This is a genomic window from Ignavibacteriota bacterium, assembly GCA_016708125.1.
Taxonomy (GTDB): Bacteria; Bacteroidota; Ignavibacteria; order Ignavibacteriales; family Melioribacteraceae.
The window spans coordinates 1,627,635-1,645,364 of sequence record JADJGF010000001.1; the positions used below are offsets into that span (position 1 = coordinate 1,627,635).

General features: G+C 29.3%; 24 protein-coding genes. 1 reads left to right on the forward strand and 23 read right to left on the reverse strand.

Annotation, left to right across the window (positions count from 1 at the left end; genetic code table 11):
• Window position 1 precedes the first annotated feature (1 nt).
• Window positions 2-1,426, forward strand: a complete 1,425-nt coding sequence (locus IPH62_07350; GenBank protein ID MBK7105082.1) for a glutamate synthase subunit beta — start codon at window positions 2-4, stop codon at window positions 1,424-1,426.
• A gap of 136 nt (window positions 1,427-1,562) precedes the next feature.
• Here the strand turns inward: IPH62_07350 and IPH62_07355 are convergent, their stop codons facing one another.
• From IPH62_07355 to IPH62_07465, 23 genes are all read right to left on the reverse strand, one after another.
• Window positions 1,563-2,126: a hypothetical protein gene (locus IPH62_07355; GenBank protein ID MBK7105083.1), complete on the reverse strand. Its 564-nt coding sequence runs from the start codon at window positions 2,124-2,126 to the stop codon at window positions 1,563-1,565.
• Window positions 2,127-2,269: 143 nt separating this feature from the next.
• Window positions 2,270-3,592: a DNA polymerase gene (locus IPH62_07360; protein MBK7105084.1), complete on the reverse strand. Its 1,323-nt coding sequence runs from the start codon at window positions 3,590-3,592 to the stop codon at window positions 2,270-2,272.
• 98 nt (window positions 3,593-3,690) lie between these two features.
• Window positions 3,691-4,062, reverse strand: a complete 372-nt coding sequence (locus tag IPH62_07365) for a cupin domain-containing protein (protein MBK7105085.1) — start codon at window positions 4,060-4,062, stop codon at window positions 3,691-3,693.
• 93 nt (window positions 4,063-4,155) lie between these two features.
• Entirely contained in the window at window positions 4,156-4,947 is a 792-nt protein-coding gene (locus IPH62_07370) for a helix-turn-helix domain-containing protein (GenBank protein MBK7105086.1), read from the reverse strand.
• Entirely contained in the window at window positions 4,944-5,498 is a 555-nt protein-coding gene (locus IPH62_07375) for a GDYXXLXY domain-containing protein (protein ID MBK7105087.1), read from the reverse strand. Before IPH62_07375 ends, IPH62_07370 begins: the two co-directional genes overlap by 4 nt.
• Window positions 5,488-6,762 (reverse strand): DUF2157 domain-containing protein, encoded by a 1,275-nt coding sequence (locus tag IPH62_07380; GenBank protein MBK7105088.1) that lies wholly within the window; start codon window positions 6,760-6,762, stop codon window positions 5,488-5,490. Before IPH62_07380 ends, IPH62_07375 begins: the two co-directional genes overlap by 11 nt.
• A 4-nt stretch (window positions 6,763-6,766) precedes the next feature.
• Window positions 6,767-7,411, reverse strand: coding sequence for a hypothetical protein (locus IPH62_07385; GenBank protein MBK7105089.1), 645 nt, complete (start codon window positions 7,409-7,411; stop codon window positions 6,767-6,769).
• A gap of 109 nt (window positions 7,412-7,520) precedes the next feature.
• Window positions 7,521-8,573 carry a bifunctional transcriptional activator/DNA repair protein Ada gene (locus tag IPH62_07390; protein ID MBK7105090.1) on the reverse strand — a complete coding sequence of 351 codons (1,053 nt, stop codon included), beginning with the start codon at window positions 8,571-8,573 and terminating at the stop codon, window positions 7,521-7,523.
• A 9-nt stretch (window positions 8,574-8,582) separates the two neighbouring features.
• Complete coding sequence (locus tag IPH62_07395; protein ID MBK7105091.1) at window positions 8,583-9,356, reverse strand: isocitrate lyase/phosphoenolpyruvate mutase family protein; 774 nt, start codon at window positions 9,354-9,356, stop codon at window positions 8,583-8,585.
• 121 nt (window positions 9,357-9,477) lie between these two features.
• Window positions 9,478-9,858 (reverse strand): DUF1801 domain-containing protein, encoded by a 381-nt coding sequence (locus tag IPH62_07400; GenBank protein ID MBK7105092.1) that lies wholly within the window; start codon window positions 9,856-9,858, stop codon window positions 9,478-9,480.
• 30 nt (window positions 9,859-9,888) lie between these two features.
• Window positions 9,889-10,179 (reverse strand): hypothetical protein, encoded by a 291-nt coding sequence (locus IPH62_07405; GenBank protein ID MBK7105093.1) that lies wholly within the window; start codon window positions 10,177-10,179, stop codon window positions 9,889-9,891.
• 11 nt (window positions 10,180-10,190) lie between these two features.
• Window positions 10,191-11,594: an MATE family efflux transporter gene (locus IPH62_07410; protein ID MBK7105094.1), complete on the reverse strand. Its 1,404-nt coding sequence runs from the start codon at window positions 11,592-11,594 to the stop codon at window positions 10,191-10,193.
• A gap of 66 nt (window positions 11,595-11,660) precedes the next feature.
• Window positions 11,661-12,173 (reverse strand): DinB family protein, encoded by a 513-nt coding sequence (locus tag IPH62_07415; protein ID MBK7105095.1) that lies wholly within the window; start codon window positions 12,171-12,173, stop codon window positions 11,661-11,663.
• A gap of 18 nt (window positions 12,174-12,191) precedes the next feature.
• A complete protein-coding gene (locus tag IPH62_07420; protein ID MBK7105096.1) occupies window positions 12,192-12,569 on the reverse strand; it encodes a DUF1801 domain-containing protein in 378 nt (125 codons plus the stop codon).
• 77 nt (window positions 12,570-12,646) lie between these two features.
• Window positions 12,647-13,285 (reverse strand): DUF1801 domain-containing protein, encoded by a 639-nt coding sequence (locus IPH62_07425; GenBank protein ID MBK7105097.1) that lies wholly within the window; start codon window positions 13,283-13,285, stop codon window positions 12,647-12,649.
• 19 nt (window positions 13,286-13,304) lie between these two features.
• Window positions 13,305-13,697 (reverse strand): VOC family protein, encoded by a 393-nt coding sequence (locus IPH62_07430; GenBank protein ID MBK7105098.1) that lies wholly within the window; start codon window positions 13,695-13,697, stop codon window positions 13,305-13,307.
• A gap of 89 nt (window positions 13,698-13,786) precedes the next feature.
• On the reverse strand, window positions 13,787-14,203 hold the full coding sequence (locus IPH62_07435; protein MBK7105099.1) for an SRPBCC family protein: 417 nt from the start codon (window positions 14,201-14,203) through the stop codon (window positions 13,787-13,789).
• A 124-nt stretch (window positions 14,204-14,327) separates the two neighbouring features.
• Window positions 14,328-14,762: an SRPBCC domain-containing protein gene (locus IPH62_07440; GenBank protein ID MBK7105100.1), complete on the reverse strand. Its 435-nt coding sequence runs from the start codon at window positions 14,760-14,762 to the stop codon at window positions 14,328-14,330.
• A 32-nt stretch (window positions 14,763-14,794) separates the two neighbouring features.
• Window positions 14,795-15,703, reverse strand: a complete 909-nt coding sequence (locus IPH62_07445; protein ID MBK7105101.1) for a VOC family protein — start codon at window positions 15,701-15,703, stop codon at window positions 14,795-14,797.
• Entirely contained in the window at window positions 15,700-16,164 is a 465-nt protein-coding gene (locus tag IPH62_07450; GenBank protein ID MBK7105102.1) for an SRPBCC domain-containing protein, read from the reverse strand. Before IPH62_07450 ends, IPH62_07445 begins: the two co-directional genes overlap by 4 nt.
• 203 nt (window positions 16,165-16,367) lie before the next feature.
• A complete protein-coding gene (locus IPH62_07455) occupies window positions 16,368-16,547 on the reverse strand; it encodes an HTH domain-containing protein (protein ID MBK7105103.1) in 180 nt (59 codons plus the stop codon).
• A gap of 23 nt (window positions 16,548-16,570) precedes the next feature.
• Window positions 16,571-16,999 carry a VOC family protein gene (locus IPH62_07460; protein MBK7105104.1) on the reverse strand — a complete coding sequence of 143 codons (429 nt, stop codon included), beginning with the start codon at window positions 16,997-16,999 and terminating at the stop codon, window positions 16,571-16,573.
• A 12-nt stretch (window positions 17,000-17,011) separates the two neighbouring features.
• A complete protein-coding gene (locus IPH62_07465; protein ID MBK7105105.1) occupies window positions 17,012-17,659 on the reverse strand; it encodes a dihydrofolate reductase in 648 nt (215 codons plus the stop codon).
• Between the last annotated feature and the right edge of the window lie 71 nt (window positions 17,660-17,730).

The window sequence follows — 17,730 nt, forward strand, 5'->3', positions numbered from 1 at the left end:
CATGGGCGAAGTTAAAGGATTTATCAATTATAAGCGAAACGATTTTTATAAACAAAAAGTTGATGAACGTGTAAATCATTGGAATGAATTTGTAATTCCGTTAACCGAAGATGAATTAAAACAACAAGGTGCGCGCTGTATGGATTGCGGAATTCCATTTTGTCAATCTGGCTGCCCAATTAATAATATTATTCCAGATTGGAATGATTTGGTTTATAGAAATAATTGGAAAGATGCTTACAACAGATTATCGCGTACAAATAATTTTCCGGAATTTACAGGAAGAGTTTGCCCAGCTCCTTGTGAAAATTCATGCACACTTGCAATCAATAAAGATGCAGTAACAATAAAAAATATTGAGTTATCAATTATTGAAAAAGCATTTGAAGAAGGATGGATAAAACCACAAATTCCAAAAGTTCGCAGCGGAAAAAAAGTTGCAATAGTTGGCTCGGGACCAGCTGGACTTGCTTGTGCCGACCAATTAAATAAAGCCTCGCATGAAGTTACTGTTTTTGAAAAAAATGAATTTATCGGAGGATTATTAACTCTCGGAATTCCAAACTTTAAACTTGATAAAACTATTGTTCAAAGAAGAATAAAAATAATGGAAGAAGAAGGAGTAATATTTAAAACCAACACCGAAATTGGGAAAGATATTTTGCTTTCAGAATTAGTTGAAAAATTTGAGGCCGTTGTATTAGCCGGCGGTGCTGAACAACCAAGAAATCTTCCGGTTGAAGGAAGAAATTTAAATGGAATTTATTTTGCAATGGAATATTTAACTCAACAAAATAGAGCTAATTGTGGTCAGACTTTTAACGGAAATAGAATTAATGCGGAAGGAAAAAATGTTGTTGTAATTGGCGGCGGTGATACCGGCTCTGATTGCATTGGAACGGCTAAACGACAAGGTGCAAAATCAATTACAAATCTTGAATTACTTTCACAGCCTCCGACAGTTAGAAGTGAAAATAATCCATGGCCGCAATGGGCTTTTATCGAAAGAACTTCTACATCGATTGAAGAAGGTGCAGAAAGAATTTATTCGGTTATGACAAAGAAATTTTCCGGCAAAAATAATAAAGTTGAAAAACTTCATTTAGCAAAATTGCAATTTGGTGAGAAAAATCCGGCAACCGGAATGAGAAGCATGAGTGAAATTTCCGGCTCTGAATTTACTATTGATGCAGATTTAGTATTGCTGGCAATGGGTTTTACCGGACCAACTAAAAATAAGTTAATTACTGAACTTGATGTTGAATTAGATGAAAGAAGTAATATAAAAACCGATGAACACAGAATGACAAATATTCCCGGTATTTTTGCTGCGGGTGATATGAGACGGGGACAATCATTAGTTGTTTGGGCAATTAATGAAGGAAGAAAAACAGCGGAGTATGTTCATAATTATATCACAGCTTAGTTGTTTATTTTTTATCTTTTCCTTAATCATAATCTTACACTTAATCTAGAAATCTTCTTTTGATTTTTGATTAAGATTATGATAAAGTGTAAGATTTAGAAAAAGATTTAGACAAAGGTTATTCGAGAAATATCAGCTATGAATAGTCTTTATGTTCTTTTTTCCAAAAGAAATAAATAATTGCAATACACAATATCAATCCCGTAATTGCTGGAATAATAATACTCATTGCAGAATTACCGGCGTTTACTAAACTCCACAAAATTTTTACGATTGCAATTATTACTAAAATTAAAATTCCTAAAAGTAAACTGCGTTTCCAAAATGCAAATCCTAAAAGGAAAAAAGAAATTGGGACAAGTGAAGCAAAAAATATTTTATTAAAATTCCATTCACTGATTAACCAATTTTTTTCAAATTCTAAAAAAGCAATTATTTGAGGATTAACATTTTCCGGTTTTCCAAACCAAATCATACTCGTAAAAAGTAAAAATATTGTTAACGAAATTCCCAATAAATTTTTCTTAAATGCGAAATATGAAAATGGAATTAAAAATAACGGACGAATATACCAGCTCAATTGATTTTGATGACGTTCAAATGCCCATTCTAAAAATGATTGAGATGAAAATAAGGATATTATAAAAACTATTGTTGCAATGAAAAATAAAATAGAAAAACAAAGATTAATTTTTTTCATAATCAAATATTTTTATTATACAGTTTTAAAAAATATAATATTTTTCAATTATAGTAGGTTGATATAGGAATAAATTTTCAGATAATAATTTAAGAAAACATTATGCTTTTTATACAGTTTCCTTTTTGTTAAAACCAAATATGTTATAATGTTTTTTTATCATTCTCAATTTCAAGATTTGGGATTTGTGTAAATGCTATTCTCATAGGCGCCGAATTTTTTGCAGTATGTGCCCCAGCAAAATATATTGAGGAATATCCATAACGTTTATTTAGTGAATCTATTGCACCATATAGCAATTTATTTTTTTCAAAATTTTCAAATATTGGTAAAGTAGAATAATTTTCATGTACTAGATCAAACAAAACAACAGCTACAGCAGTAGGAGTATATGTTTTATTTAAATAGGGATTTTCCTCCCATATAGAACTAAATGTTTCTAAAAGCGAAATAGTATTTTGTGTATGAATAAAAGTTGAATATTTTTTCCATTTAATTTGTTTCGAATTCCCCATATTATAATTAGAATTATCTTTCTGATAAATATTTGGATAAAGTGAATTTGTAACTTTTGATTGTAGCGAAATTTTATATCTTACAATTACTCCAACAGCCCCGGCATAATAACCAAGATAACGTAAACGCATAGCTGCCTTTTGAAGCAATCTGTTTAATACTGCGTAAGCACTTTCGTTGTTTTTTAATTTTGGTGGAAGAACATGGGAATGACCAACCGTTGAACGATGAGTTGGCGGGCGCTGGACAAATTTCCCCCGTAGTTGATCATACATTCTTTCCCCTTCTATTCCGCCCCAAATACGTTGTAATGTAATTCTATTTGCATCTAAAAGATTTTTCATGGTATAAATTTCATTTCGATTAAGACGTATTAACATCTTTCTTCCAACACCGTAAACATCTTTTAAATCTATTTTATAAAGTGAATGAGGTAAATTTTTTTCATCTAAAACTACAAGTCCATCAGGCTTTTGCATATTAGTTCCGGTTTTTGCAAGAAATTGATTGGGTGCAATACCAATAGAACAGCGAATATATTCTCCTATATCATTTTTAATTTTTTCTTTAATAAGTTGAGCAATTTTAATAGCATTTTCTCGAATTCGTTCTTTGCCAATAAGGCTGCAAACCATTTCGTCTATCGATAAAACATTATCAACAGGAAGGCACTCGTTTACTTTCTCAACAATTTTGTGATGATATTCTATATAAGTTCTATGATTTGCTTGAACAAATTTTATGTTTGGACACAATTTTTTTGCTTCTGAAACCATGGTTCCTGTCTTTACCCCAAAAGCTTTGGCTTCATAACTAGCAGCAATGCAGCATGTCGTTTCTGCCATTACAGGCAAAACCCCAAGTGGTTTTTTCCGAAATTCTGGTTTAATTTGCTGCTCTACAGAAGCGAAATAAGAATTAAAATCAATAAACAAATTATTTAAAGGCATTTTTTATTATTATCAATAGTGAACAAACGTACACTACAAATAACAAAAAATTTATCTTAAAATCAATTTCATAAAAAAATAAAATGAAAATATAATACTCAATAGTTTATAGGGGCAGATTCTCTATTATAAATTATCTCCACTTCTTCCGGAACATTAAAAAGTAATACACAACCATTTTCTGAATGAACAGAATGTTTAAAATTTTTCGGTGTATATAAATAATCTCCCGCAAAAAGTTCGGTATCGTTAAAAAAAACCGAACCTTCCAAAACAAAAACTTCCTCACCACCCGGATGATTATGATAAGGATATTTTGCTCCGGCATCAAATTTTAATAAAAAACTTGGCGGTCTATTTGTTGTTTCATCAAATCGTAAAACTTTAAAATAAAGTCCATTTGTATTTATTCCATTTTCATACAATTGTTTCCATTCAGTATTATTTGTGTTAACAATGTAATCCTTCATATTTGTACTTAACATTATTTCTCCTTTTTTTTGTAAAATTATTTAAGGAGTTTTGAATAAAGAATAGACAATCTTAAGAAAAGAATGTAAAATTTAGATATGAAATTTCTTCTGATAATTGTGCGGAGAAAGTTTCGTTTGCTTTTTGAAAAAGTTTGAAAAGTAAAAAGGATCGTTAAAGCCAAGCCGGAAAGCAGTTTCTTTAACTGATAAATTTTCATAAATCAATAATCTTTGTGCTTCGGAAGTAATTAATCCGTAAATAATATTTTGTGCAGTTTTACCCGCAAACTTTTTTGATAATTCATTTAATTTCAATTCGGTAGTTTTTAATTTATTTGCAATTTCACTTAATTGTAAATTTTTATCAAAATTAGCTCGGACAAATTCAAGAAATTTTAGAAATATTGCATCTGGTTTCCAAATTTCGTAACCGCTTAAAATTCTTGCACGATTTATTTCAATTAAAATTAGTTTTACTTTTGAGTGAATTGCCGTAAAATATTGAAAAGGTTGATTCAATAATTCTTCAGCAATATCTTTGAAATAATTTTCAACTATTTTTGCATTCGAAATTTTATTCACTTCATTCAAATCAAAATGGCAGAAAAGTCCGTTTTGAAATATTAATTCAATATCTGCATCATCTTTAATAAAAAAATGGTATGTAAAATCCAGAACAAAACCCTTAACATTTTTTATACTTTTTACAAAGTGATATTGACCGGAAGTAATTGTAATAATATCATTTGCATTTAGAGTAAAATCTTTATCATCAATTTTAATTTGCAACTTTCCGGAAGTAACAAATATTATTATATATTTTTTAACTCTTCGAGGAAGTGTTAATTCAATTGCTTCATGTATTTTTTTTATGGAAATCATTTTTGAAGAAAATTATTGATTGGAACATCATCCACAAAAATATTTTGAATAATTGAATTTCCATTTTTTATGGAAACTAAAGCGTAAGTAATTTTAGTTGTATCAAATATTGAATTGTTATAAATTGTTTCAGCTTTGCCGGCTTTGGTCTCTTCCATATAAAATCTGTTGAATGGATATTGAATTATAATTTTATTTTGAAAGATTGATGTAATTTTTACGTTAACAAAATTGAGATTTTCTAAAGGTTCTGTTTTTTCAATAGATTTAATTTTTGCAAATCCATTTTTATCATTTTCAATTAGCGCAAAAATCGATTCACCAATTTTCCAATCTTTTTCACTTTCAACATTTACTGTATTTTCTTTGAATTGCAGAAAAATATATTTCCCTCTAAAAGGATCAATTGGATCAATAGGAGCAGTTCTAAATTTGAATTCAGTTCCGTTAGAAATAATTTCTTCACTATCATAAATTATTTTAACCGGAACAAATAATTGTACAAATACAACTAACAAAAATATTGAGAAAATGATTTTTTTATTTTCCATTTAATTTTCTCTTTTTAAGAATCCAAAAATTTGTAACAAAAAATCCAATACCAACAATTATAAAAATTATACCGCGAGTTATAAATGATAAATCCGTATCAAAAAATCTGCAAGTTATTAAAGCAGTAATTATTAATAAACCATAATTTAAAATTCCCAAATGATTTTGATTTGTGCCTTGCCTAATTGTGAATATTCCAATTGCCAATGTGAATAGGTTTATAAGTACTACAGCAAAACTTGAATGAATTCCAATTAAAAAAATGATAATAAAAATTACAAATGTTAATTGAAACCAATTTTTATCTTTAGTAAAATTTTTGGTGAATAATATTATTGCGATTACCGAAATTAAAATTGAAGTTATCAATTCCGGAGAAAAAATTATTTCGCTGAAAATAAAAGTTTTATTTTGCAAATCTTTCCAAAACCAATCGAAGCTTAGAATTAATAGAATAACTATTGTTCCAAGTGAGCCGTAAAAAGTATAAGCATTTATTTTTGAATTTGTAATTTGAGCAAATTTTGATTTTCCAATTATTTGAAATAAAACAAACAAACTGAAATATGCGATGTACAAAAATTCATCAAATTTATTTGTAATAATTCCTAAAGAAATAATTATTGAAAGAGGAATTAACCAATTGTGAAAATTAAAAAAATTACTTTGCGGATTTCTTTTATAAAGTAAATAGTAAAATGGAATAATTAACAATATTAAAATCCAATAATTTATTGATTCGCTTGTGGGAAAAGCCCAATAGCCATTTTCACATGCATAAAATGTTATCCCAATTATATAAAGTAGCGAACCGGTTGAAGATTTTAATAAATAAATAATTGGAAAAAAAATCAGCATCCAAGTGATGACAAACAAACTTAGTTCATTATGCAGATTGTAAATTTGTCCGATTAAAGAAATGTTTACTCCGATTGCGAAAAATAAAAATGTTGAACTGCTTTCTTTCCAAGCGTCACTTTCATTTTTCTTGATCAATGAATATCCGCTAAGAGTTTGTCCAATGATTAGTGGGAGAAATGAAAATACTAATTTTGTGGTTTTAGAAAAATTATCCCAATTGTGAGCAATAATTAAAATAATTCCAAGTCCAATAAGCAGCGCACCAAGAATTCCAAAAATTAAAAGAATTTTATTATTTGATTTATTTCCTTTTTCGTTATAATAATTCTGAATTTTCGCAGCAGTTTCTTGAGAAATAATATTTGCAGTAACTAATTCGGATAAATCTTTTAATAAACTCATAAATTCAATTTAGTATTTGAGTTTGTGTATTTGGCGGAGTTGGATCATTTTCTTTAATTCTTTTTCTGCAGATTTGTTCAATCTCAAAAACATTTGGAATGCCGGAAATATAAATTGTATCGGGCACATATTGACTTCCGCTGTTTTTTCTGCTAACCATTTTCCCTGTTCTCAATTGAAGCGAAATATTTCCTTCCAATTCATTTCCGTTTACTTGAATATCACCGGAAAATTGTTCCCAATCAATTGATCTAATATTTCCATTTTGAAAACTAATTAATCGTAATGGAGTTCCAACAAAATATCCGCCTTTTTTTAGAAGAGAATAAAAACCGCCGATTAACATTCCGATGCCGATTAAAACAAAAAATCCAATTATTATTGCGGGTAAAGTAATTGGACCCAAATTATCCGGACTTGCAACAGATGGTGTTCCATTTGTGGTAAAATGAACTTCTTCGCCAATGAATAGAGGACCTAAAAACGCAAATACAAAAATACTTGTAAATGCCGTCCAAATTGTTCCGAATATGATAATTCCTAATGAAGATTTTACTGGTTTATCACGTTTTGCTTTTACTGAAAATTCAATATTTTCATTCCCGATCACTGATAATAAATTTTGAGGTAACTCAATATTGTTCATCATAAATATTCTTAAAATTAGTGTAATACTATTTAATATTTTTGTTATAAATTGTAAAGCGGCAGAGATAATATTTTAGTGAATTAAAATTAATTTGAAGGATTTAATGCTGTTATTTATTTGAACCTTTATTTATAATTTCCAAATCAAGCAATTCTTTTTTACGCCAAAGTCCACCGCCGTAACCGGTAAGTTTTCCATCAGATCCAATAACTCTATGACAAGGAATTAAAATTGCAATTTTATTCATTCCGTTTGCATTTGCTACAGCTCTTACTGCCGTTGGTTTATCGATTTGTTCTGCAATATCTTTGTAACTTTTTGTTTTTCCAAATGGAATTTGCAACAGTTTTTCCCAAACAATATTTTGAAAAACCGTTCCGGAAGTAGCAATCGGAATTGTAAATTCTTTTCTATTTCCATCAAAATATTCATGTAACTGTTTTTCCAAATTTGTTAAATGATTGCTATCTCCTTGTAATATTTTTGCATCGAAATATTTAGAAATTTGTTTCAATTCAGTTTCAAGCATTTTGCGATCAGAAAATTCCAGCAAGCAAATTCCATCTTTTGTTGAACATGCAATCATGGTTCCTAATTTTGTTTCTATTCTTTTAAGTTCAATAATATTCTTTGTTTTACTATTACTCGGCGAAGTTTCAAATACAGATTTAAATGAATCATTAAATCCGCTTAAAGAGTTATAACCCGAATCAAAAGCAGTTTCCGTAATACTTTTTCCATTTTGAATTTTTTTAAATGCATTATTTATTCTTAACATTCTCTGGTAAGCATGAAATGTAATTCCATGATTTTTTAAAAACCATCTTCTAACTTTATTAGGTTCAATCCCTTTTTTTACTAGATCAAAATCCTTAATTTTTTGCGATGGATTTTCATTTAATTCGTTTAAAATATTTTTTATTTCAATTGGTGTCGCATTTAATTTTTCTAAAGGATTACAAACCTTACAAGGTCTATAACCTTTCAATATCGCTTCTTTTGATGTTTTATAAAATTCCACATTTTCTATTTTAGGTTTTCTAGCCGTGCAAGTCGGTCTGCAAAAAATTCCAGTTGTTTTTACAGCTGTAAAAAATATACCTTCAAATGAAACATCTTTTTTAACAGCTGCGTTATACATTACTTTATGAGTAAGTTCCATAATTAAATCCTAAAACAAACTTTTAAAATTTTGATCAAAAATTATTTCATTCATTTTACTTTCCATTTGGGTATAAACAAAATCATTAATAAAATTTCCCATGCTAATTCTTTTAACACCAATATCATTAAGAGTTTTGAAATCCGGCAAATTAGGCATGCACATTACGTTAATCGGCAATTTTGTTAAATTAACTAATTCTTCTATTTCACAAATATTAATTATGCACGGAATGAAAATCCCATGAATATTAGCACTTTCATACATGTGGATTCTTTTTTTTGTCTCGATTAATTTATTTTCAAGATTTAATAAATATGTATCCGTTCTAACATTAACAAAAATATTTATTTTTTCTGCATTGAGTTTTTTACAAAGTTGGTTTAATTTTTCAGTAAATATCTCTGAGGATAAAATTGATCTTTTAGAATTTTTCACAATTGAATCTTCAATATTTATTCCGGCAATTCCAATTTCTGAAAGTCTTTTAATATTAGAAAATATTGTATCAATATCATTTCCGAAACCAGCTTCTAAATCGACCGATAAAGGAATATTTGTATTTTTAGAAATTTTCTTTACCAAATTAAAATATTCTTCAAACGAAATATTTTCTCCGTCATCATAACCAAGTGAGTTTGCAATTGCCGCACTTGAAGTTCCGATTGCGCTAAATTTTAGTTTTTCATAAACTTTTGCACTTTGCACATTCCAGACATTTCCAAGTAAAAGTGGTTTGTCTGATTTATGTAATTGTGTAAAAATTTCATATTGCGATATCATTATTTTTCCTTTCAAAAATTGATATCAGCAAAATATATCTATGTGATTTTCTTCGCTACCGAAAACTTAACAAGTATTTTTTAAATGAAAGAATTGTGAAATGTGGTTTATATTTAAAAATTTATAATTGCTTAATCCAGCTTTTAATAATCTTTGAGACTTCATTTTTTAATTTTATTACATCTTCATTTGAATTAATTGTTATAACACATCTATCCGAAGCTGCCCATTTAATTATTTTATGCGGATCATCTAAATGAAATTGCTTTGGATTTTCTTTCACTTTAGTATCGGTGTGTAAAACTATTTGAATGTTTTTTAGCGGGTATAATTTAAAAGTAGCAAAATGATTTTCTAATTTATAACTCGGTGCATTCCACTTAATTTCTTCAACAATATTTTTATTTGAACTTTTAATTACTTCACGTAATGTTTCAATCCCTTCTTTCAAAGGATGTTCCAAATTTTTCATGAATTCATTTACGTTAATAATCTTTGCCATTTGATACTCCACAAAAAATCTAACAAAAAATTAATTTCTAAATGATAAATTTTCTTTCTTTAATTCTTCTTTTAATTTTGGAATTGATGTCGGTCCAATTCCGTGCAGATTTAAAATTTCCTTTTCGGAAAATTTAGATAATATTTCTAGTGTTAAAATTCCTTTATTTTCCAAAGTTCTTCTTGTCGGAGCAGAAACTTTTGATAAAAATCCTTCATTTGGTTTCATCACTTCTTCACATTTTGGACAAGTGTGGCAATCACTGATTTTATAATATTTATGTCCCTTTGAACAAATGCGCAATGTCTTATTATCAATCATTTATACTCAAATTAAATCGTAACTTTTTTCCATGAACCTTTTTTGAAAAGCCACAAAGTAAAAATTCCAACACTTGTTTCAGTTGCAAAGATTGTCCAGAAAATTCCTTCGTAACCAAACCCCAAAATTTTTGAAGTTAAATATGAAAATGGAATTTGCAGCAACCAAAAAAATATAAAATTAATTTTTGTTGGAGTAATCGTATCACCCGCACCGTTGAATGCTTGCACTGATACCATCCACCATCCATAAACAAAATAGGAATATGAAACTATTTTTAGCCACATTGTTCCAACCGAAATTACTCCCAAATCATCTGTGAAAATAGAAACCAATTTCTCACTATAGAAAAAGTAAATTATTGAAACGCCGATTAAAAAAATCATATTATAAGTTCCAATTTTCCATACGGATTTTTCTGCACGATCCGGAGAATTTGCTCCAAGATTTTGCCCTACCAACGTTGAAGCCGCATTAGATAAGCCCCAAGCCGGCATCATTGTAAACATCATAATTCTTATTGAAATTGTAGCTCCGGCAACAACGTGACTTCCAAACTCGGCAAAAATTCGCATAATAAAAATCCATGACGTCATAGCAATTATGTTTTGTCCAATTCCACCCAAAGAAGTTTTTATAATTGAAGAAATAATTTTGAAATTTAGAACAATTTGTGATTTTTCAACTTTAATATGTTTTACACCTTTGTACAAATACCATAACTGAATTAAAACTCCAACGCCTCTTCCAATATTTGTTGCAATAGCAGCACCTTCAATTCCTAATTTGGGAAAAGGACCGTAGCCAAAAATTAAAAGCGGATCTAAAATAATATTGATTCCGTTTGCAATCCATAAAACACGCATCGCAATTGCTGCGTCGCCGGCACCTCTAAAAATTGCATTAATAACAAAGATTAACATTATTACTAAATTTCCGCCAAGCATCCATTGAGCATATCCAACACCATGACCGAGAATCCAATTATCAGCGCCCATTAATTCCAGAAGTTCTTTACTGTAAAAAATTCCCGCAATTGAAAATGGAATGGAAGCCACAACACCGATAAATATTGACTGAACTGCAGTAATTCCGGCTTTCTCTTTGTTCTTTTCACCAATTCTTCTTGCAATTAAAGCGGTTACACCCATTGCCAAACCCATGCAGATAGAATAAAGAAGAAACATGTAAGTTTCTGTTAATCCAACAGTGGCAACAGCCGAAGCTCCAAGCGAACCCACAAAATAAATATCAACAATTGCAAAAGTTGATTCCATTATTAATTCTAAAATCATTGGGATAGCAAGAAGAAAAATTGCTTTACCAAGAGGAATTTGAGTGTAATCAGCTTCACTTCCTTGGATGGCTTCTTTTAATTCATGCCAGATAGATTTTTGAGATGAAATAGTTTCCAAAAAATTTGTTTTCTAATTATTTCAAAATTGATTAGTAAATAAATTGTTGACGTAGAATATATGAAATTACAAATATCTTTCTTTAATAACATTTATATGATGTTTAGTATGACCAATAGAAATAAAGCCCAAAGCTCTTGCGGAAATTTTAAATTCTCCGTTATTACCTAAAAATTTAGATTTTTCCTCACTAATATTTTTGAGTAAAAATTCCATACTTTTTCTTACAACCAAAAATTCTTCAAGCAGACTTTCCATAGATCTATTTGATACATCAATATTTGCTGCAAATAAATTTTCATCTGCTCTTTGTAATAAAGTTTTATCATCTCCTCTTGCACAAACCAATGCACGATAAGAAAAAATTCTTTCGGTATCAATTACATGCATAAGAACATCTTTAATTGTCCATTTTTCCGGTGCATATTTATAATTATGTTTTTCTTCAGGAATATTTATAAAGAAATTAAATGTTGATTCGGTATCAGTTGTAAATATTTGAAAAAAATTTCCTTCTTCAACAAGATCAATATATTTTAGGAAATACGGATTATATTCATTTGCTTGTGGTCGATTCATAAAATTCCTTAGATATATTTATTTACCTTTTTTTGATTTGGATAAATTTTCATTCACTCTAAATTTCACAATTTTGGAAATTAATTTTATCGGAAGTGTTTCATCAATTGGAAATTGAACCGCCCCTTTAGAAGTTTTGAAATTTTTAAGTTCATCTTTAAATTGTTCTATTCCAGTTGGAGTTGGATAAAAACCAATATGATTTTTATACGCAGCAAAATGAACCAAATTTCCATTGAGAAAAAATGTCGGCATTTGATAAGATATTTTTTCTATAGATTCCGGAGCGGATTCTATTATTGTTTTACGAAGTTCGGTTAATTTTTCTTGAACTTCATCCGGGAAAGTTAAAATGTATTCATCAATATTTTTAAATTCTGTTTTTTCGGTTTTCATAAAATTTTCTAATAAGTATTTATTAAAATATGAAAATTATTAATATGGCAATTTAACCATTCTTAAAGCTTAATTTTTTACTCTATTTTACTGTGTGAACCATCACAACTAGGAAATCTTTTTGAATGTCCACAAATACAATCTTGAAGCCCTTTCCCCGTAAGAATTCGCTCTATATTTTTTTCAATTCTTTCACTGCGAGTTTTAGATTGTTTTGGTTGTGAAAAATGTAACAGATAACCTCTTTGTCGTCCTTGTGTTAAATTTTCAAAAGCTGTTTTAAAATCCGGATCCATTTCAAATTTTAATTTTAGTTCCTCCGACATGTTGAATTCGGAAGTTTTTTTCATTTCAACTTTCAATCCGAATTTTTCAATCTCTATTGCCTCGAATATATATTCCTTAATTGTTGTCTCTAATTTTTCAATTTCAGAAATATTGGTAAACCTAATTTGTCTTGCAGATTGAACATTTTCGGTTTGTTGAACTAAAATATTTTTTTCATCTTTTAGTAAAGCACCTTTATGAAATAAAATTGCACAATAATCTTTAAACTCATGAATTAATAATACATTATTTTTATTTTGAGTATAACATGGATGCATCCATTTATATTCTTCAATTAAACCGCAATCAAGAATTAAAGTTCTAAGTTTTTCTAATTCTCTTTGCCACTTACCAACTTGGCTTAAATATTTATCTACTTTGGGATTCATTTCATCTACTTTATTTGTTCTACATATTTATTGGTTGTAAAATACTGCATCTGTTTCCTTCGGTATCAAAAAAAGAAACAAATTCACCCACACCGGGAATTGGCATTGGTTCACCTAAAATTTTGCCGCCGGCATTTTTTATCATTTCCATAGATTCTTTTATGTCATCAACAGAAATTACAATTGAAGGCTGATTCATTTTTTGATCTTCCATCTTTTGATAAAATCCTCCGTTAATTGCTCCTTTAGTCTGTATCATTCCATTTTCATCAGTTTCAGTTGTATGGACCATAATATAATTTCCCATTTCCGGTCCTAACTGTTGTGTCTGCCATCCGAAAACCTTTGTGTAAAATTCGGACATGCGTTTTCCGTTTTCGGCAGCCATTTCAAAATGTACTACTGGATTTATATTTGACATAGTTATATCTCCTATTATATATAATTATGAAATCAAGTTTGTCATTCCCGAATGTCTTTATCGGGAATCTCTAATACTTCTTAGTTTGCTTCAACATGCTTTTTGAAATTATCAAGAATTGATTGCCATCCGCCCTTTTGCATTTCAACTGAGTTTTCATTTTCAGCTTCAAAAATTGTTGTAACTTTTGTTTTATCACCAAGTACTTCAAAATTTGTAATTGCTTTTCTCCCGTCTCCCAATGTGTAAGAAATTTTTTTATGTGGAATAACTTCATCATAAATTCCCCAAAAATCAAATCCAAAACTTCCGTCTTTTGCTTCCATTCTTGAACTAAATTTTCCGCCGATTCGCAAATCATTTTCTGCACTTGGACAATGCCAATCGTCAGATGCAAAATTCCATTTTGTAATGTGTTCCGGCTTCGTCCAATATTCCCAAACTTTTTTTTCATCTGCCGAAACAATTGTTTCGATTGTAATTTTAGTTTTATTCATTTAAATATTCCATTCTTCTTTTTGATTACAAATCATAATTCATAAAATAAAAGTTAATTTTCGTTTAGCCATCAATTCACGAAAAATTTTTCTTTTCACTTTTGACGTTTAACATTTCACTTTTTCATTCACTCAATTCTTTAATTTTATTCAATGCATCGGGCCATGTTTTAAGAAAAAAATCTTTGTATTCATCATTCATATCCATTTCTATAATTAATTCAGTTGTATTTCCATTAGGTTTTAAAGTATAATTTTCAAAAATCCCCGACCATTTTTTTATCTCTTCACTTTCGTAATCTTCAATGCCGTCTTTAATAAAACCCAAATGTTTAAATGATAAAAATTCATTTTCCCTTAATTCGGCAATTGTGCTAATCATTCCGTTGCCTTTTCCATCAACAAATAATGTTCTGCCATTAATTTTCCAGTCTGATTCCATACTCGAACCTTCTGAAAATACGGAAGACCATTTTTTATATGTTTCATTATCCCAAAGAGTTTTCCAAACTTTTTCTTTTGATGCATTTATATGAATATTAAATTTTAACTTTTCCACTTTTTAATCCTTTCGAAATATTTTAATAAATATTATGAATTTTTCTGAAATGTTTGTTCCAAAATATTTAAATCAAGTTTTTTCATTTTTAATAATTCATTCATTACGGAAGAAGATTGTTCTTTGTTTCCACCGCTTAATAACTTACCAAGTTTTGAAGGAACAATTTGCCAAGAAACTCCAAATTTATCTTTAAGCCATCCGCACTGCTGTGCATTGGGATCTCCGCCTTCACCAAGTTTTTCCCAATAATAATCAATTTCTTCTTGCGTATCACAATTTACGATAAATGAAATTGCTTCGTTAAAATCGAAATCATGTTTTTGCGTACTGCTCATTGCGTTGAATAAATAATTTGATAAACTAAATTGTGCAAACAACAAGGCATCGGTCGGAATATTTTCAGAAGGCGGATAAGGAAATTCAAAGTTAATTTTTGAATTTGGGAAAATATTTGTGTAATAATTTACCGCTTCCTTAATTTGTGCAAATTTATCATTTGTAAATAAAAGTGTTGGTAAAATCTTTTGTGGTGAATTCATTTTATCAATATCAAGCTGCCAAGAAGCTCCAAATTTATCTTTTACCCAAGCATACTTTTCGCTCCAATCATATTTACCCAATTGCCAAACAATACTTCCATTCTGTTTTAATTTTTCATAAAGGAATTCAATCTCGTTTTCTGATTTACAATAAATATAAAATGAAACCGCATCGCTGAATTTAAAAATTGGTCCGCCGTTTAATACAAGAAATTTTTGTCCCGCTAATTCAAATTCCATTGTCATTATTGTGCCTTCCGGCATTTGATGAAATTCAAATCCTTCTTTGCCGTATCTTTGCGAGTTTCCAATTTTAGAATTTTCAAATAGTGAAGTGTAAAAGTTTACAGCTTCTTCAGCGGTTTTATCAAACCACAAATTTGGTGTTATTGAATTCATTTTGTATCCTTTCTCATTTTAATTAATTCTTCTTCAAGCCGATCAAAATTTTCGTCGTTTTTCCCAACAGTGTATGATCTAATTTTATTACACAATTCAACTGAATCAAATAATTGTCTGAATATTATTTTTGTTATAGTTTCTGATATTTTTTGAAATTGAAAAATCACATAAAATATTGGGTTTGAAATACGATCCCAGACAATTAATTTATTTTTTTCAACGATTATAAATACACATTCATTAACATAATTTCCTCTATCGGGACCGTGCATAATGAAACTCCATCTTCCGCCGGGTTTAAATTCAAATGAATTAAAGGTATTTGTAAAACCTTTTGGTCCCCACCAATTTTTCAGATGATTAGGATTTTCAAATGCTTGATAAACAAAATCAATCGGAAAATTAATTTCTCTAATAGTAATTATTTCTTGCTCTGGATTTGAAGTTAAAATTTCCATTGTTTTCTTTCATCATGTAATTTTAATCTGAGATTTCTCTCCCGATAAAAAGCATCGAGATCGAAATGACAATTGCATATTTCTGTCATGTCGAATCGTTTTTTGATGAGACATCTCAAAGTTTAATATTCACCAAAAATTTTTAAGTTCTGAGATTTCTCTCCCGATAAAAACATAGGGATTCGAAATGACAATTAATAAAATTATTTCAACGCCTTTTTAATTTTATCAATATTTTCTTTTCCAAAATAATTGCAACCGGCTTTAACCAAATCCGGCTTGAGGTTTAGCGTTTTAATAGTTTTTGAAACAACCGATCCCGATACACCAAGCTGTGCAGCAATTTTTCCGGCAGTTAATAAATCTGAATTTTCCTTTGCCATTTTCATACTCCTTATTTTGCTGATTATTGTTGTTCTTTGGAAAAATCAATCATCCAATTTATTCCAAATTTATCTGTAAAATTACCGTAATAATCACCCCAAAATTGATCAGCCATTGGCATTTCAATTTTTCCGCCAACAGAAAGTTGGTTAAACAAATTATCAGCTTCTTCTCTAGAATCTGTAGTAATCATAATGTGCATATTATTTCCGGGTACAAATTTATGTCCCATAGATTCAATTAAATCGGTTCCCATCATAATAATTCCGTTGCACAACGGCAAAGAAATGTGCATAATCTTTTCTTGAACTTCAGCGGGAAAATTTTGAGCATCCGGTAAATCTTTAAATTTCATTACACCATTAAACTCGCCGCCAAAAACAGATTTGTAAAAATTAAACGCTTCTTCTGTATTTCCGTTAAAATTGAAGTACGGATGAATATTTTTCATAATTATTTCCTTTCATATTTTTTTAATAATTAAATGAGTTGCATTTTCTGTTGAAACATTTTCCACACAATTATATCCTAAATCAATAATATTAATTTCTGAAAAGAGATTTTCTCCGGCTCCAAGAAAAACCGGAGAAACAGCAATATGCATTTCATCAATTAATTTTTCTTTTAAATATTGACGAATAACATTAACACCGCCGCCCAGCCTAACATCTTTTCCATTTGCAGAATCAAAAGCTTTTTTTAGTGCAGAATGAATGCCGTCTGTAATAAAATAAAAAGTAGTTCCGCCTTCCATTTCAATAGGTTTACGTGGATAATTTGTAAGCACAAAAACCGGAACATGATAAGGCGGATTATTTCCCCACCATCCTTTCCAATTTTCATCAAGCCAAGGTCCGCGAGTTGGAGCAAACATATTTCTTCCTAAAATCCATGCGCCGATATTATCAAATCCTCGTTCGGCAAAGTTATTATCGATGCCGGTTGTGCCGCCATCATTTCCCATCACATTTTTTTGAAAAGTTTTTGTCGGGAAAAACCATTTAGCTAAATTTGTTCCTCCGATGCCAAGTGGATTTTCAAGACTTTGATTTATACCCGCACCAAATCCATCAACAGAAATTGAAAAACTTGCAACTCTTAATTTTTGCATATCTATTTCTCACTAATTATAAATTTCAGAAATCTTAAACAAATATAATAGATATTTTGTCTTTTTCTAAT

Bases quoted from the DNA above. Each gene is read 5' to 3' on its own strand.
- IPH62_07375 (MBK7105087.1), bottom strand. From the start codon at position 5,498: ATGGAAAATAAAAAAATCATTTTCTCAATATTTTTGTTAGTTGTATTT.
- IPH62_07420 (MBK7105096.1), bottom strand. From the start codon at position 12,569: ATGAAAACCGAAAAAACAGAATTTAAAAATATTGATGAATACATTTTA.
- IPH62_07380 (MBK7105088.1), bottom strand. From the start codon at position 6,762: ATGAGTTTATTAAAAGATTTATCCGAATTAGTTACTGCAAATATTATT.
- IPH62_07465 (MBK7105105.1), bottom strand. From the start codon at position 17,659: ATGCAAAAATTAAGAGTTGCAAGTTTTTCAATTTCTGTTGATGGATTT.
- IPH62_07360 (MBK7105084.1), bottom strand. From the start codon at position 3,592: ATGCCTTTAAATAATTTGTTTATTGATTTTAATTCTTATTTCGCTTCT.
- IPH62_07390 (MBK7105090.1), bottom strand. From the start codon at position 8,573: ATGGAACTTACTCATAAAGTAATGTATAACGCAGCTGTTAAAAAAGAT.
- IPH62_07355 (MBK7105083.1), bottom strand. From the start codon at position 2,126: ATGAAAAAAATTAATCTTTGTTTTTCTATTTTATTTTTCATTGCAACA.
- IPH62_07365 (MBK7105085.1), bottom strand. From the start codon at position 4,062: ATGAAGGATTACATTGTTAACACAAATAATACTGAATGGAAACAATTG.
- IPH62_07370 (MBK7105086.1), bottom strand. From the start codon at position 4,947: ATGATTTCCATAAAAAAAATACATGAAGCAATTGAATTAACACTTCCT.
- IPH62_07445 (MBK7105101.1), bottom strand. From the start codon at position 15,703: ATGAATTCAATAACACCAAATTTGTGGTTTGATAAAACCGCTGAAGAA.
- IPH62_07395 (MBK7105091.1), bottom strand. From the start codon at position 9,356: ATGATATCGCAATATGAAATTTTTACACAATTACATAAATCAGACAAA.
- IPH62_07405 (MBK7105093.1), bottom strand. From the start codon at position 10,179: ATGATTGATAATAAGACATTGCGCATTTGTTCAAAGGGACATAAATAT.
- IPH62_07460 (MBK7105104.1), bottom strand. From the start codon at position 16,999: ATGAAAAATATTCATCCGTACTTCAATTTTAACGGAAATACAGAAGAA.
- IPH62_07400 (MBK7105092.1), bottom strand. From the start codon at position 9,858: ATGGCAAAGATTATTAACGTAAATGAATTCATGAAAAATTTGGAACAT.
- IPH62_07425 (MBK7105097.1), bottom strand. From the start codon at position 13,285: ATGAATCCCAAAGTAGATAAATATTTAAGCCAAGTTGGTAAGTGGCAA.
- IPH62_07455 (MBK7105103.1), bottom strand. From the start codon at position 16,547: ATGGCAAAGGAAAATTCAGATTTATTAACTGCCGGAAAAATTGCTGCA.
- IPH62_07435 (MBK7105099.1), bottom strand. From the start codon at position 14,203: ATGAATAAAACTAAAATTACAATCGAAACAATTGTTTCGGCAGATGAA.
- IPH62_07350 (MBK7105082.1), top strand. From the start codon at position 2: ATGGGCGAAGTTAAAGGATTTATCAATTATAAGCGAAACGATTTTTAT.
- IPH62_07415 (MBK7105095.1), bottom strand. From the start codon at position 12,173: ATGAATCGACCACAAGCAAATGAATATAATCCGTATTTCCTAAAATAT.
- IPH62_07385 (MBK7105089.1), bottom strand. From the start codon at position 7,411: ATGATGAACAATATTGAGTTACCTCAAAATTTATTATCAGTGATCGGG.
- IPH62_07450 (MBK7105102.1), bottom strand. From the start codon at position 16,164: ATGGAAATTTTAACTTCAAATCCAGAGCAAGAAATAATTACTATTAGA.